Source organism: Reichenbachiella sp. MALMAid0571 (genome assembly GCF_040151475.1).
GTDB lineage: Bacteria > Bacteroidota > Bacteroidia > Cytophagales > Cyclobacteriaceae > CAXBNB01.
Window position 1 is genome coordinate 42,347 of record NZ_JBDKWG010000150.1, and the last position, 15,402, is coordinate 57,748.

14 protein-coding genes are annotated in these 15,402 nt (G+C 37.5%); 9 read left to right on the forward strand and 5 right to left on the reverse strand.

Going from position 1 to position 15,402, the window contains the following annotated elements; translation table 11 throughout:
• Positions 1-24: 24 nt before the first annotated feature.
• Genes AAOP42_RS21420 through AAOP42_RS21430 form a run of 3 tightly spaced genes read right to left on the reverse strand, consistent with a single transcriptional unit; the run spans position 25 to position 5,586 of the window.
• On the reverse strand, positions 25-2,625 hold the full coding sequence (locus AAOP42_RS21420) for an ABC transporter permease (protein ID WP_349530637.1): 2,601 nt from the start codon (positions 2,623-2,625) through the stop codon (positions 25-27).
• Positions 2,618-5,251, reverse strand: coding sequence for an ABC transporter permease (locus AAOP42_RS21425; RefSeq protein WP_349530638.1), 2,634 nt, complete (start codon positions 5,249-5,251; stop codon positions 2,618-2,620). The genes AAOP42_RS21420 and AAOP42_RS21425 overlap by 8 nt, the downstream gene beginning before the upstream one ends.
• Positions 5,248-5,586 (reverse strand): PadR family transcriptional regulator, encoded by a 339-nt coding sequence (locus tag AAOP42_RS21430; RefSeq protein WP_349530639.1) that lies wholly within the window; start codon positions 5,584-5,586, stop codon positions 5,248-5,250. Before AAOP42_RS21430 ends, AAOP42_RS21425 begins: the two co-directional genes overlap by 4 nt.
• 117 nt (positions 5,587-5,703) lie before the next feature.
• On the opposite strand from AAOP42_RS21430, the gene AAOP42_RS21435 reads away from it, so the two are divergent.
• Positions 5,704-6,132 (forward strand): antitoxin Xre/MbcA/ParS toxin-binding domain-containing protein, encoded by a 429-nt coding sequence (locus tag AAOP42_RS21435; protein WP_349530757.1) that lies wholly within the window; start codon positions 5,704-5,706, stop codon positions 6,130-6,132.
• Entirely contained in the window at positions 6,129-6,584 is a 456-nt protein-coding gene (locus tag AAOP42_RS21440) for an RES family NAD+ phosphorylase (RefSeq protein WP_349530640.1), read from the forward strand. The genes AAOP42_RS21435 and AAOP42_RS21440 overlap by 4 nt, the downstream gene beginning before the upstream one ends.
• Before the next feature lie 91 nt (positions 6,585-6,675).
• Here the strand turns inward: AAOP42_RS21440 and AAOP42_RS21445 are convergent, their stop codons facing one another.
• Both AAOP42_RS21445 and AAOP42_RS21450 read right to left on the reverse strand, forming a co-directional pair.
• The gene (locus AAOP42_RS21445; RefSeq protein WP_349530641.1) at positions 6,676-9,324 is read right to left on the reverse strand and encodes an ABC transporter permease; all 2,649 of its coding nucleotides are present in this window, start codon (positions 9,322-9,324) and stop codon (positions 6,676-6,678) included.
• Between the two features lies 1 nt (position 9,325).
• A complete protein-coding gene (locus tag AAOP42_RS21450; protein WP_349530642.1) occupies positions 9,326-9,664 on the reverse strand; it encodes a PadR family transcriptional regulator in 339 nt (112 codons plus the stop codon).
• 233 nt (positions 9,665-9,897) lie between these two features.
• Here AAOP42_RS21450 and AAOP42_RS21455 point away from each other — a divergent pair, with 233 nt between their 5' ends.
• The 7 genes from AAOP42_RS21455 to AAOP42_RS21480 all read left to right on the forward strand — a co-directional run bounded on the left by AAOP42_RS21455 (position 9,898) and on the right by AAOP42_RS21480 (position 14,950).
• Positions 9,898-10,416 carry a TRAP transporter small permease subunit gene (locus AAOP42_RS21455; RefSeq protein WP_349530643.1) on the forward strand — a complete coding sequence of 173 codons (519 nt, stop codon included), beginning with the start codon at positions 9,898-9,900 and terminating at the stop codon, positions 10,414-10,416.
• Positions 10,409-11,728, forward strand: coding sequence for a TRAP transporter large permease (locus tag AAOP42_RS21460; protein ID WP_349530644.1), 1,320 nt, complete (start codon positions 10,409-10,411; stop codon positions 11,726-11,728). Before AAOP42_RS21455 ends, AAOP42_RS21460 begins: the two co-directional genes overlap by 8 nt.
• A gap of 46 nt (positions 11,729-11,774) precedes the next feature.
• A complete protein-coding gene (locus AAOP42_RS21465) occupies positions 11,775-12,008 on the forward strand; it encodes a 4a-hydroxytetrahydrobiopterin dehydratase (RefSeq protein WP_349530645.1) in 234 nt (77 codons plus the stop codon).
• 93 nt (positions 12,009-12,101) lie between these two features.
• Positions 12,102-12,785 carry a 16S rRNA (cytidine(1402)-2'-O)-methyltransferase gene (rsmI, locus tag AAOP42_RS21470; protein WP_349530646.1) on the forward strand — a complete coding sequence of 228 codons (684 nt, stop codon included), beginning with the start codon at positions 12,102-12,104 and terminating at the stop codon, positions 12,783-12,785.
• A gap of 3 nt (positions 12,786-12,788) precedes the next feature.
• A complete protein-coding gene (locus AAOP42_RS21475; RefSeq protein WP_349530647.1) occupies positions 12,789-13,574 on the forward strand; it encodes an inositol monophosphatase family protein in 786 nt (261 codons plus the stop codon).
• A gap of 39 nt (positions 13,575-13,613) precedes the next feature.
• Positions 13,614-13,772, forward strand: a complete 159-nt coding sequence (locus AAOP42_RS23825) for a FeoB-associated Cys-rich membrane protein (RefSeq protein WP_502947683.1) — start codon at positions 13,614-13,616, stop codon at positions 13,770-13,772.
• A gap of 71 nt (positions 13,773-13,843) precedes the next feature.
• A complete protein-coding gene (locus AAOP42_RS21480; protein ID WP_349530648.1) occupies positions 13,844-14,950 on the forward strand; it encodes an FAD-binding oxidoreductase in 1,107 nt (368 codons plus the stop codon).
• The last annotated feature ends 452 nt before the right edge of the window (positions 14,951-15,402 follow it).

Consider the following 15,402-nt stretch of genomic DNA (forward strand, 5'->3'; position numbering starts at 1 on the left):
GGTGGGATAATATGGTGGTATTTATTATTCATCTCTTAGTGAATCCACTGGATTAGACAGAGCAATTTTGACAGACTCCAAGCCGATGCTAAAAGCAGCAATAACAAAGGCAGATAGTCCGGCAAGTAATGGTATTGAAAATTCAAAATCAATTCGATTTACAAAATTGGCAAGGTATAATTCCGATGCATAATAAACCACTGGAATAGAAAATATGAAAGCTACCAATATCAAAAGGCAAAATCTTTTTGACAGAAGCAAGGATATCCCAGCCATTGAAGCACCAAGTACTTTTCTAATGCCCACCTCTTTTCTCCTGATCCTGATAGAAAAAGAAGCAATGCTGAATAAACCCAATGATGCTATGACAATAGCAATCAATGAAAACAATGTGGTAGTGGTAGCGATTCGCTCATGTGACTTGTACAGTTGGTCAAATTCATAGTTTACGAAAAAGTATTCCATCGGCTCATAAGCGTCCATTTCACTCCATCTCTTTTCCAAAAGTGCAATACCGCTATTTATATGATCAGGATGAAAGCGCACAATCAATTTATTGGAAACATGTTTGGAATAGAAATGTATCATTGGTTGAATGTCATTTTCGAGACTTTGGTAATGGTAGTCATCTACCACCCCAACTACTTTGAATTTTTCCGTTTCACTTCCACCAGCCAATAAAAACTTGTCATCCAAATCTACCCAACCATACTTTTCCATTGCTGTTCGATTGATAATGACAGCCGTTGAATCTGACACCAAATCAGGAGAAAAATTTCTTCCTTCTACTAATTTAATTTTTAAGGTCTCAAAATAATTGTGATCGACCGCTATTTGTCTGAGGCTAATGGTAGCTGTACCCGTTGGAAAAGACGGGCTGAATCCATTATAATTTTGCCAGTATTTACCCGGAAAACTCTGGGCTGAAGCAATAGATTCAATTGAAGACTCATGTAAAAGTTCCTGTTTTAAGATTTCAAGTCTTGATCCTGCTTTTTTCGAATCTTTGAACAAATCCGAATGACTCTCAATGGCTATCACGTTGTTTCCATCAAAATTCAAATCTTTTGTTTTCATGTAGTCTATCTGTTTCCATATAACCAGTGTTGCCGCTATCAACAGAATTGAAAAAGCAAATTGCACTACAATCAGACTGTTTTGAAAATATTGACCTATGCCTCCTGTCTTCAATTTGCCCTTTAAAGAATCAACCACTTTGAGTCTGGAAATAACTAATGCCGGATAAAAGCCAGAGGCTATCCCTACAATACACCCTATCGTCAAAAGAGAGAGAATCAAACCGTTGTTTTGAATCGCAATAGTTGCAATATCCATATCAAAATAAGTATTGACCCAGGGTACAGAAAAGATGATAATTCCCAAACCAAAAATCAAGGCAAGCAAACTAATCAAGGTCGATTCAGTCAAAAACTGTCCAACCAATTGCGATTTGCTGGAACCCATTACTTTTCTTACGCCTATCTCTTTGGCTCTGCCTATCGACTGAGCAGTCGATAAATTCATGAAATTGATACAGGAAATGATCAAAATAATGAATGCCACCAAGGTAAGTATAGAAAGGGTTTTGTCCTTTTGAGTGTACCTTTTATGCTCATCTTTTAAAGGTAACAAAACAATATCAAGTGCTGATTGACGATCTTCCAGATAATATTTTTCTTTAAAATCAACCAATTTTTCCTCAAACTCTTTTGGATTTGTACCATCCTGAAGCCTTATATAAGCAACCATAAATGTATTGTACCAATTGCCACCATTCTCAAAACTCAACCAATCGGGGGCATTGAGCCAGGGAATCAGAATTTCAAATTGAATAGTAGAGTTTTTCGGTGGATCTTCCAAAACAGCTCCGACCGTGAAATGGGATTTCTCGCTGGTTGACGTTACCACCTTTCCAATGGAATTTTCATTCCCAAAGAATTTCCTTGAAGCCGATAATGTGACTGCTACACTATTTGGAGTAGAAAGTGTCTGCTCCAAATTCCCATAAACCTCTTTAAACCTAAAAGTATGGGCAAACCCAGAATCCACTATATGAACAGCAGTCTTAAAATAATTTTCACCACATTGGACAATATCTTCTGAATCAAAAAATCTGGTACCAGCCGCTATCTCAGGGTACTCCTCCAACATCGCTGGTAAGGTAGGTGACGTAATGTTATCGCTTATCCCACTGCCTTTCCAGTTATCCGCCAAACGATATGTGTTTTCATATTGAAAGTTATCAAAAGAATGCTCGTAATTGATAATCATCAAAAGAAGAAAGGTTGAAGCGATTCCAACTGACAGCCCAAATATGTTAATGGATGAATAGCTTTTGTACTTTACCATATTCCTCCAACCTATTTTCAGGTTGGTTTTCAACATACCAAATTGATTCATTCGATAGCTTCCTCCTATATTTTTCATAATGATTGGCCTTAATAATTTCAACAATTCCCAAGTGTAAAGCCGTTTGGCTTTCTTTTCAGAATAGCTTTCCAGATTCTCTTGAAAAACTTCTTCCATATCTCCCTCCACTTCTTCCAGGTATTCTTTTTTCACAAAGAATCGAAGAAGCTTTAGTGGCCATTTGGGTGGGGTGATATTAGTTGGATTGTTATTCATCTTTCAGATTTACTGTAGGGTTTATACGAGATGCCTGAAAAGTCTGTGATCCGATCATTAATACGGCAATAGTGAGTACCCCTAAGAATCCCACAAGTAATTCGGTAATGCCAACTGGTTCATGATATGGAAAGTTGATCAATATTACTTTATCGAAAAGCAAGTAGGTAAGAGGAAGAGCAATTGCAGCAGCCAAGGTGAAGATCAACAAAAAACTTCTACTTAATAAGTATATCAAGCTCCCTTCGCTAGCTCCTAACACTTTTCGTATGCTAATTTCTTTCAGACGGCTTTCAGTAGCAAACACCACCATTCCAAGCAATCCTAAAGAGGATATACAAATTGTCAAGAATGACAAAAATCCGATTACTTTGAGTATCATGGAGAAATGGCTGTAGGATCGTTTGATTTGATCGTCGTAAAACATAGCATTTAGGGGGTGAGTTGGGTCAATTTCTTCCCAGACATTTTGGAAACTGACCATAGTTTCCTCCGACTCTTGAGTTGTTATTTTTACATTGAGGTAGCCCTGTGGATTTGAAGAGTGACGCATAATGAATGGTTTGATCTTACTGGTCAAATTCTGATAGTGAAAATCTTTCACTACACCAGCAATCACTAAATTTTTACCATCGATGCTTACAATTTCGCCGACTGCCTGAAAAGGATCACCATTCCCTATATTTAATTCCCTTATTACCTGCTCGTTTACAATCACTTTGCTTTCTTCAGATCCATGAGGCTTATAACTAAAATTTTCACCTGATAAAAACAGATACCGATGTAAAGACAAATAGTTCTCATCCACAAAATTTTGATAAAAGCTGCTAGAGTCACCTTTGTACTTCACATTGCCACCTCCGTACACACTACCTAAACTGGTGATCAGCTGTGATTGTGAGATTTCGATCACTTCTGGCAGTCCCAACAATTTTTGTTTTAACAGATTGGCATTATTGCCCTGCAAGCTAATATTTACAATGCTTTCGGTTTTAAATCCTAGGTCATGGGTGAGAATACTCTTGTATTGTTTATATCCAAGAACTGTAGTAGTGATGAATAAAAGGGAAAAGACATACTGGATAGCTATGAGCGATTTTCTTATGTTCACATGTTTGAATAGCTGAAATGATGACATTCCTTTTACCACTTGTAGTGCCTTGATTTTAGAAAATAAAAGAGCAGGAAAGAAGCCCGCAATAACTCCGATGGTAATAGCCAAGCCAATAAAATATAGAATTACTTCTAGAGACAAATTCAAAGAAGTCAATTTAGAGATATAGGGATGAATGTTAACAAACTGATCTTTAAGTGCAAGAAATATGATAAATGAAAAAGCTAACGCCAGCACTGATACCAATATAGACTCAGTAATAAATTGACCTGCTATCTGTCCTCTTTCAGCACCAACGACTTTTCGAATGCCCACTTCCCGGGCGCGTTTCATAGCCCTGGCTATGGATAAATTTGTGTAATTGAAACAAGCTGATATGATTACAATTACCACCAGTATTATCAAAACCAACAAAGCGATGGGATCCATAGATGAGCCAATTTGATTAGGAAGAAATCCGCCTGTGGAAATGTCAGTCAATGGCTGAGGTGACAACATGATTTCTTTGTTTTCAAGATTAAGATTGACATTCTGTTCTTGACAGAGCCTATCTAAATTAGCCTGAAAAGATTGGAGGTCGTGACCTTCAGAAAGAACGGCATAAGTATAGTTCATATAAAAATTTTCCCAGTCCAGAAATCCACCATTTGTGTCCGGTTTGTATAATTCCACTGTGGAAAACGAGACTAGTGCTTCAAATTGAAAATGTGTAAATTTTGGCAAATTCCGTAGTAAGCCAGTCACTGTATAATTCAAGGTATCGAAACGTACTGATTCTCCTACAACATTGGTTTTACCAAAAAGCTTTAGGGCTGTACTTTCCGTTAAAACAAGGGAATATGGATCACGAAGGGCTGACGCTGGATTCCCTTCAATAAGATCGAAGGAAAAAACGTCCAGAAAAGAATTGTCTGCATAAAGCCCACTAAGTAGTATTTTACTATCACCCACTTTCGCATCCGCACCAAATCCCCGACGTAGAAAAGTGATTTTTTCAACACCGGGAATTGTTTCTCTGATTTCGTAACCTGCTTTGACAGAAGTTGTTGCAACTGTCATTGACGAACCATTCCTGCGCTGACCAATGGTTGTAATTCGATAAATCCGGTCTTTTTTAGCATGAAAATCATCGAATGATTTGAGATCAGAAATGAAAGCTATAATTAGCAAGCCGACGGACATGCTCACTGCTAGACCTATTATATTGATAGCTGTGAATAGTTTATTTCGAGCCATGCTACGGTACGATACTTTAAAATAACTTTTCAACATACCAAATTGGTTTAATCTGACTGTCCCTTCCATATTTTTGATTAGAATTGGTTTAAGTAATCTGAGTGTCTCCCGGACATAAAGCCTTCTGGCTTTCTTTTCAGAATGTCTTTCCAAATTCTCCTGAAAAACTTCTTCCATATCTCCCTCCACTTCTTCCAGGTATTCTTTTTTCACAAAGAATCGAAGAAGCTTTAGTGGCCATTTGGGTGGGGTGATATGGTGAGAGTTGTTATTCATATTGTTTTAAGATCTGATGCCAACCTGGGAAGAGACTCCCAAAGTCCAGCCCTTACTTCTTTCATCTCAGACAATACTCTATGTGCATAAGGAGTTGTTGAGTATATTCTTTTGCGTTTTCCCCCTCTTTTTTGAGTAGCTTCTCCAAATTCGGATGTCAGGAAGCCTTTTTGTTCCATTCGTTTTAATGCAGATTGGATTGAACCTACACTCAGTTTTTCATTGAGCCGCTGTTCGAGCTCTCTTTTGATTTCAACACCATAGGCCTCTTCTTGCAATACGGCCACCGTTAGCAATACAAGCTCTTCAAATTCACCCAGTTTTGTTTTCTTCATTTTATATATTATTCGTAATTGCAGTAAATATATATAAATTATTTTATTCGCAATTGCAGTTTTAATAAAAAAGGTAAAATTACTTTTTATTAAAGGTAAAAATATATACATTTGAGTGTGGCTAAAAATGAAAAACCATATCATATCCCGGAAAACATTCCGCAGAATGTTTCAGAGCCAGAATTGCTCTATGCAGTGATGCAAAACAATATCACTTCCGAATATCTTACAGACCTAAAAGAAGTATCGGGTTTGAAAGATGAAACCCTTTCAGGTTCACTGAATATGAACATTAAAACCTTCAGAAGCTATAAAATGACTCCCCTTCCCATGAAACCACACTTACAGGAGCATGTATTCGCCATGTTGTCTCTGTACAGGCATGGCATCCATGTATTTGGTTCTTATCAAATATTCAACGAATGGTTAGAAAAGGTCAATTACTTCTTTGACAATGACAAACCTCTCAATTTTTTAACCACTATAAGTGGGATCAAGTATATTGACAACAGGCTCACTGCCATCCAATATGGTGACAATGTATGACGGTCTATCGTTTGACCCATGCAGAATATGCGGATAACCTTAAAGCTTCCGGGGTTTCCAACAGGTGGAACAGGGCAGAACAATATGTAATTTATACTTCTGGCAGTATTTCACTCTGTGCTCTGGAACTCCTTGCTCATACAAATGGAATACGACCAAAAGGAACTTTTAAAGTGATGCATATTGATATTCCCACCTCTATCAATATAGCTACTATCGCATCAGAGAAACTTCCCTTAAACTGGCATCTATTGGCATCATATCCTATCACCCAAAAGCTCGGAAGTGATTGGTATGAAGAAATGAACAGTCTGATGATGAAAATCCCATCTGCGATCATACCATCAGAATCCAACTATATTGTGAATGTCAAACACCCTGCCTTCAACGAAAAAATACGATTGGTCAAAGTAGAAGACTTTTTTTGGGATCATCGGTTTCCAACTGACTAATTTGATGGATGCTCGAATTCTATTGCATTAATATGCTTTTCTTCATTCATTAGATCTGGATGCAGAATAAGCATAAGAGCAGAGTAGGAATTTACTCATCGCGAAGCAAGTCAGCAGGGTTTTGTATGACAGCCTGTCGAATCTGCCAACCCATTGTTATTACTCCAATAATAAGTACTGTTAAAAAGCCGGAAAGAATTTCAATTACACCTATTTCTGTTTTATAGACGAAATCATTCAGAACCAAATCATCTACCAGGTATAATGCAATAGGAACAGCAACCGCTCCAGCTACTACCAACGTCCAAAAAAAACCACGTGAAAGCAGCAAGATCAAATTGCTTATTCCTGAACCAAGAACTTTTCGGATACTGATTTCTTTCATTCGGCTTTCTGTTGTAAATACAGCCATTCCCAACAAGCCCAAAGTAGAAATGGAAATTGCTATGAAGGCAAGAAACGAAATGATCTTATAGATGGTTTTTTGCTGCTGATAAGTTTGAGCGATTCTGTCATTGTAAAAAATAGCTTCAAATGGATGTACAGGATCCAGTTCTAGATATTTTTCTTCCATTTTGGCAACTGTAGAAAGCAAATCATCACCCATTACCTTCACTCCCAAAACCCGATAATCATCCAGCGAGTTTGTTTGCATAAAACCAAAAGGCCTTGTTGACTCCCAGAGCGACGCATCAACAAAATCTTTGACTACTCCTATGATCCTCAGACCTGCCTTATTACTGTTTGGCCAAATGGTTTTGCCAACAGCCTTTTGAGGTGAACCAAGATTCATTTCTTGTAAGAATTTCTCGTTGACCACTATATATTTTGACTTTTCATCTTTTTTTGGGGAGGTTGAAAAGCCCGATCCGGCAATCAGTTCAAACTGATACATGTCCAGGTATTTGTGATCTACGAAATTGAGCATAAAATTAACAGTATCGCTGCGATCCTCAGATATTGCAGTGTTTCCCCAGCTACTGCCAACACCCAATATAGTTGCTGACCGAGCAGTTTGTAGTACATTTGGTATTTTAGAATACTCGTTTTCCAGCAGGTCAATGTAATCCCCATGGATACTTACATTGATTACATTTTCGGTATCATACCCCAGATCATAGTTGACCGAAAACTGATATTGCTTATGTACAATAAAAGCACATGTGATCAAACCAATCGACATAGCAAACTGAAATACAATCAATATCCTTCTCAATGTCATACCAGAAAATGCATTCAATCTGCCAGCATCTTTCATAATAATCTTTGCCTTAAGTTGAGATAAAAATGCAGCAGGGATAAGGCCTGCTATCATACCAATAAAAAGGGCAAATACCAGAAATAAAAAGAACTGCCAGAATTCAATATTCAATGAGTACATTTGATACCCATTGGCTGTATCATTAGGCAAGCTCATGAATTCAGGCTTTATCACATAAAATAATCCTAACCCTGCAACTACTGCCACCAATGATAATATCAATGACTCAACTATAAACTGACAAAAAATCTGAAAATGTGTTGCTCCTGAGACTTTCCTTATTGCCACTTCTTTGGATCGCCTCAAAGCTCTGGCTAGTGATAAGTTGGTATAATTAAAACATGCGGATAACAATACAATTAATGTAAGTACCAGCATGATGAAGATTCTACTTTTTAAATAAGTAGGCCCTATTTCGTTAAAATAGTCGCCACTCGGAACTATATCCGTCAAACGCTGTAATTCATGCATAATGGGTTTACCATTATCGGCCATGTTATTTTTGGTCACCATAATTTCATTCATCGTCTGTTGAACCTGGTCTTTTATAACCTCATTGTTCAACACCAGATACACGTAGTTCGTCCAAATACTTTCAAAATTGTTCACAAGATTCTTTTCCTCACCTTCTACATGTTGCTCTAGTGTTTTCAAAGAAACCAATGCATCGAACTGAATATGAGAGTTTATTGGAGGGTCTTCTACTACTCCGGTTATTGTACCCTTTTTTAAAAATGAATTGCGCTCCACCTCTACAGTTTTACCTATCGGATTTGCTTCTCCAAATAGCTTTTCAGCCATAGATTTGGTCAGGACTATGCTAGAGGGTTCTACTAGTACCGTATTAGGATTACCCTTTATTAGATTAAAAGAGAATACGTCAAAAAATGAGGCGGAAGCGTAGTGACCTGATGTGCTAACCGATCCATTTGGGGTTTTGATGTCAGCCCACATATCTCTTCTCATGATCACCATCTTATCTACTCCTGGTACCTGTTCTTCAATCTGCTTACCTATGTATATTGACGAACTAGCGAAATGAATGATATCACCATTATTAGGATATGTAGAAGTAACCCGATATATATTTTCTTTTTTTGCATGAAAATCATCAAAGGAATAAAGCTCAGTCAGCAACACAATCATCAATATGCCAACAGCCATACTGATAGCTAACCCCACCACATTGATTCCTGAGAACAGCATATTTCGTTTGATGCTTCGAATGGAAGTTTTTAGATAACTCTTCAACATACCATATTGATTTAATCTATTGTAGGCTTCTCCATTCTTAATAATCTCAGACCGGAACAATTTTACTACCTCCAAGAAATAAAACCATTTTGCAGTTGTAATGCCTTTTTCTTCCACTTTCTTTTCATACAACTCATTCAAATCCCCTTCTATATCTTCCAGCAGATCGGGGTGACAGAACCAGCGCAAAAATCTAATCGCAAAAGACGAATCTTGAGGTTTCATATTATGATATATTGTGTTTGAAGGCCATAGACGGTATCGCACTCCAAAGTTTCTTTCGGCTTTCCATCACATCGTCAAGAGCCTTTTTTCCAAAGGGTGTCACCCGGAAATATCGCTTTCTTTTACCACCGCGTACTTTGGTAGCTTCGCCAAATTCTGACGTAACAAAGCCTTTTTTCTCTAATCGATTAAGGGCTGTCCTCATTGCTCCCACACTTACATTTCTGTTCAAACGAGTTTCTATATCACTTTTAATAGCAACCCCATAGGCATCTTTGTATAGCACAGCAACTGTAAGGAGCACTACTTCTTCAAATTCGCCAAGGCTTAAATTTCCCATTTTATTTTATTTAAGTCTCAAATGTAATTAATATTTATTAAAATCCTAATCGTAGTTTTAATAAAATATCTTTCTAAAATGGTATTGTCTATTTAGGACTAGTCAAATAAAAATTCTGTGTGAAAAAATTGACTGTAGTTTGTTCAAGATGAAATATATTTGATTTTAGACGTATTCGATTTTCAACTATCAAGATGTTTATTGTTAGATAAACACCATCACACTGCCACACATTGAAACAACTCTCTCTTTTCATAGAAAACCTGATAGAATCCACCGGAAAGATAGTTTCCTGGCTGAGTATTGGTTTGATTGCTATTATTGGTATTGATGTGCTACTCAGGTATGCCTTCAACAAAAGCACAGCTGCATTGTTTGAACTGGAGTGGCATTTATTTGCCATTATATTCATGATAGGTGCTGCTTATACTTTAAAGTATGACAAGCATGTACGAGTAGATATATTTTATACAAACTTTTCTAGAAAACAAAAGGCATGGATTAATCTGATAGGAACAGCGTTTTTCCTAATCCCTTTTTGTGTAATCATTATCACTACTTCAATACCATTTGTTATGGCTTCCTACAATATTATGGAGTCAAGTGCTGATCCTGGAGGCTTGCCTTACCGATTTATGATAAAAGCCACTATACCAATAGGTATTTCACTACTACTACTGCAAGGGATATCAGAATTATTAAAATCTCTTCTTGTTATTTTAAATAAAGAAACCGAAAGCATTGATGAGTGAGTATGTTCCTTTTATATTGTTTGGATTGGTTTTCTTACTCATCCTTTTTGGCTATCCGGTAGCCTTTACTTTGGGCGGACTGTCTGTGATTGCCGGACTCATTTATTTTGACACAAATTTCTTCTACTTGCTGTCTTTGAGAATCTTCGGCACGATGAACAATTTTGTTTTGATGGCAGTACCCCTATTTGTCTTTATGGGCATTATGCTGGAAAAGTCAGGTTTGGCAGAACGGCTATTAGAAACCATGGCGATGCTGTTTGGCAAACTCAAAGGAGGCTTGGCTATTTCAGTTGTGATCGTTGGAGGAATGCTTGCAGCTTCTACAGGGATTGTAGGAGCTACGGTGATCACTATGGGGATGATCAGTTTGCCAACTATGCTCAAAAGAGGTTATAAAACGGAATTGGCTACCGGAGTGATCGCATCATCCGGCACATTGGGACAAATCATTCCACCATCTGTCGTTTTGGTTTTGCTGGGAAGTGTGTTGAATATTTCTGTGGGAGACTTGTTTACAGCGGCCATTATTCCCGGGGTGGTTCTTGTGGGACTTTACCTGATATACATTGTCATATATGCCATGATTAAGCCTGAGGTGGCACCATGTATTCCTGAAGGAGAAAGAAAAGAATTTTGGAAAGAAGGCGCTACTAAGAAAATAGTGTATGCTTTCATTTTTCCTTTTCTATTAATACTGACGGTACTAGGGTCAATATTTGCAGGCATAGCTTCGCCCACAGAAGCAGCGGCAGTGGGGGCAATCGGCTCAATATTGTTGACTGTTGCGCAGAAAAGGTTTAACCTGAAAATACTTAAAGAGGTAATGAAGGAGACCACTTTTCTTACTTGTATGGTTTTTGTGATTCTCATAGGAGCTACCTCTTTTTCTTTGGTCTTTCGGGGAATGGGTGGAGACAAGCTCTTGTCAGAGCTTATCGTGGGAGCCAATCTGTCTCCTTATGTTTTTCTGGCTTTAGTACTTTTAGTAGTGTTTGTGGCAGGTTTTTTTATAGACTTCATTGAAATTATTTTTATAATAGTACCTGTTGCAACTCCTATTTTTGCTGCTTTGGGAATAGATCTTGTATGGATCGGAATTTTGATTGCCCTCAATTTACAAACTTCTTTTCTCACTCCTCCTTTCGGATTTTCATTGTTTTACTTGAAAGGAGTAGCCCCTCCGGAAGTCAAAACAAGTCAATTGTATAGAGGCATAGTTCCCTTTGTGGCCATCCAGATACTACTCTTGATTTTGGTTATTATTTTCCCTGAGTTAGTCTCATTTCTTCCTCAACTGCTGGAAAAGTAAAAAGGTAGATTGATTATATTTGTTTGGTACATCAACCTTTAATACCATGTGGATTGAAAAAGACAACAAATTAACAAAGACATTTACCTTTCAGAACTTTACCGAGGCATTTGGCTTTATGACCAAGGTGGCTATTGAAGCTGAAAAAATGAATCACCATCCGGAGTGGTCAAATGTTTACAACAAAGTAAACTTCAAACTTTCGACCCATGATGCGGGTGATGTCGTTACAGACAAGGATAGAAAACTAGCTGAAATAATAGAAAATTTGGCAAACTGAAATCTAAAATCATTTCTTTAGTCATCTTCCTGTTTGTTTGTTGATTCTTATTCTACAACTTTGGGGAAATTGTCATTTCCTTTGGTATAAAATATGGAATTCAAATCTTCCCTTTACCTGGTGCCCACGCCAATTGGTAATCTAGATGATATTACCATTCGGGCTTTGGAAGTGCTCAAATCAGTAGATGTCATATTGGCTGAGGATACCCGTACTACAGGGGTATTGCTTAAACATTACGAAATAAAGAATTCTCTGAAGAGTTATCACATTCATAATGAACATTATCAGACCGAGAAAATAATAGCTGACTTGAAAGCTGGCAAGAAGATGGCTTTGGTGTCTGACGCAGGAACCCCGGCAATATCCGATCCCGGATTTTTACTTGTCAGAGATTGTTTGCAAAATAATGTTTCTGTAGAATGTTTGCCGGGAGCAACTGCCTTTGTTCCTGCTCTGGTTTCCTCAGGCCTGCCCAATGACAAATTTGTTTTTGAAGGGTTTTTACCTGTGAAAAAAGGAAGGCAAACCAGACTTGAAATATTGGCAAATGAAACCAGAACTATGATCTTTTATGAATCACCTCATCGACTGATAAAGACACTGAATCAATTCAAAGAACACTTTGGAGAAGACAGGAAAGCTTCTGTTTCCCGGGAACTGACCAAAATGTTTGAAGAAACAAAAAATGGCACACTAGGTGAAATAATAAGTTATTTTGAAGAAAAGAAAATAAAGGGTGAGATCGTTGTAGTAGTTGGAGGTCAAACAAACTAGGATATGAATCTTGAAAATATACAAAAAGAGGTAGTAGCACTTTCTCTTGAATGTGGAGCTTTCATGCAAAAAGAAGCCGAGTCATTCGACTATTCTAAAGTGGAACTAAAGGGCAAAAACGATTTGGTATCTTATGTGGATAAGGAACTTGAAATCATGATTGCCAATCGGCTCAAAAAGGTTTTACCAGAGGCTGGTTTCATTACAGAAGAAGGTACTCAACAGATAGATAACAACCCACTAAAGTGGGTAATAGATCCACTGGATGGCACAACAAATTTCATTCATGGGCTGCCTGTCTATTGTACCAGCATCGCACTAATTGATGCCAATGAGCTTTTGGTAGGTGTAGTGTATGAGCCGAGTAGGAATGAGTGCTTTCATGCACGCAAAGGAGGAGGTGCATTTTGCAATGATAAAAGAATACATGTTTCCAAGCTGAACAAGATAAGTGACAGTTTACTGGCAACAGGCTTTCCGTTTTATGATTTTGAAAAAATCGGTAACTATGTAAAAATCTTGAATGAACTCATGCAAAATGCGCATGGCCTGAGAAGGCTTGGTAGTGCTGCCGTTGACCTGGCGTATGTGGCTATAGGGAGGTATGAGGCTTATTTTGAGTACAACCTCAATGCCTGGGATTTGGCGGCAGGAGCTTTGATAGTGCAGGAAGCAGGCGGTACTGTTACAGATTTTTCAGGTGGTGACAACTTTGTTTTTGGTAGGGAACTGGTTGCTGCCAATTCTATTCATACAGAAATGATCGAAGTGATAAAAAAATACTGGTAAATTTGCTAACAGAAAAAGAATCAACCCGTTTGAACAGACATGCAAGACATTTTTATACTCATAATATTTCTCATTTCACTATTTTTTGTCGGTAGAAGAATCTACCAGGAGTTCAGTGCAAAAGATGGTTGTGTAAAGGGATGTGGTGATTGCAGCATTGCTAAACAAGACATATCAGATAAGGCTATCCAGCCATAAAAACATTTATTGAATAATTCGGCAAAATAGGCATAAGAAAGTAGATTTGCGCCTCAATCAACAAGATATCAATGGCATTTGGTTTATTTAAGAAAAAGAAGAAAAAAGAAAATACAGATTCAAGATTTTTGAATTTAACAATAAAGGAAGTGGTTAAGGAAACCGAAGATGCCGTAAGCTTGGTATTTGAAGAGCCTGAATCAGGCAAGCTCTCATACAAACCGGGACAGTTTATTACTTTGATTGCTACTATAAATGGCAAGAAAGTGAGAAGGGCATATTCACTATGTAGTTCTCCCTTTTTAAATGAAAATCCAGCGGTCACTGTCAAAAGAGTGGAGGATGGAGTAATGTCAAACTTCATAAACAATACACTCAAAGCGGGTGATCAAATTGAAATAATGGAACCTATGGGTTCTTTTACTCCTGAAATAATACCAGCTAATAAAAGGCATATTTTTCTTATAGGAGGGGGTAGTGGAGTAACGCCGTTGTTATCAATTGCTAAGTCCATTTTATCTGAAGAAAAGGAAAGTAAGGTTTCATTGATATATGCCAATAGAGATGAATCTTCAATTATTTTTAATGCCACAATTGCAAATTTGCAAGAGCAGTATCCTGATAATTTCAATGTAGTCCATTTTCTGGAAAATCCCCCTGCTACCTGGACAAACTATATTGGTTGGTTAGATACCGCAAAACTAAGAACAGTATTTTCCAGCCTTGATGATACTTCCTATTCTGATGTGTCTTATTATACCTGTGGGCCAGAGCCAATGATGAATATAGTCATGGATACTCTGAGTCAAATGAATGTACCCGACGACAAAAAGCATAAAGAGAGTTTTGTTGCAGGAAACACTTCTCCTAAAGACATCATAGCAGACGAAAATCAATCCATAGAAGAGCAAGAGGTTACCGTGATACTTGACGGGGAAGAACATAAGTACATGGTATCTCCGAAGAGTACAATTCTGGAATCAGGGTTGGATCAAAATCTTGATATGCCCTACTCCTGCCAAAGTGGGTTGTGCACGGCTTGCAGAGGAAAGTGCTTGTCAGGGAAAATAAAAATGGATGAGGAAGACGGCCTTTCGGAAGAAGAAAAAGCTGAGGGATATGTGTTACTTTGCGTGGGTCACCCTATGACCGACGATGTTGTAGTTGAGATTGGTTAACTCATACATCACATAAGTTTACCGCATTATGTAATGATTCAATGAATTTTCTCCTTTCGGAACAAATTCCTGTGTTAAAAATCCGGGATTTCCTATTACTAATATTACCTTCTGCAGAATAATTCAACTCTTGTGGATGTATAAATGAGTCATAGACATAACTAGTTGATCCATTAAAAAGTAACCCCAGAAATTAAAAGACAAAATACTACTATTATTACCAGTTATGCTTCCGGTATGAGATGTCCATTCCACAAAAAAATGGCTGCAAATCTGTATGCAACGGAAGAAGAGTCAAAAATCAGATCAGAAATTAAAATAACATCTGGGAATATACTTCCTTCAATTAGTAAGAAAAAGAAGATAAAAGCGTTAGTTGTGTAAAGTAAATCCTACAAAAATCATGTTCATACATGACATAAGTCAATTGACAATATACTGACTCCTTTAAT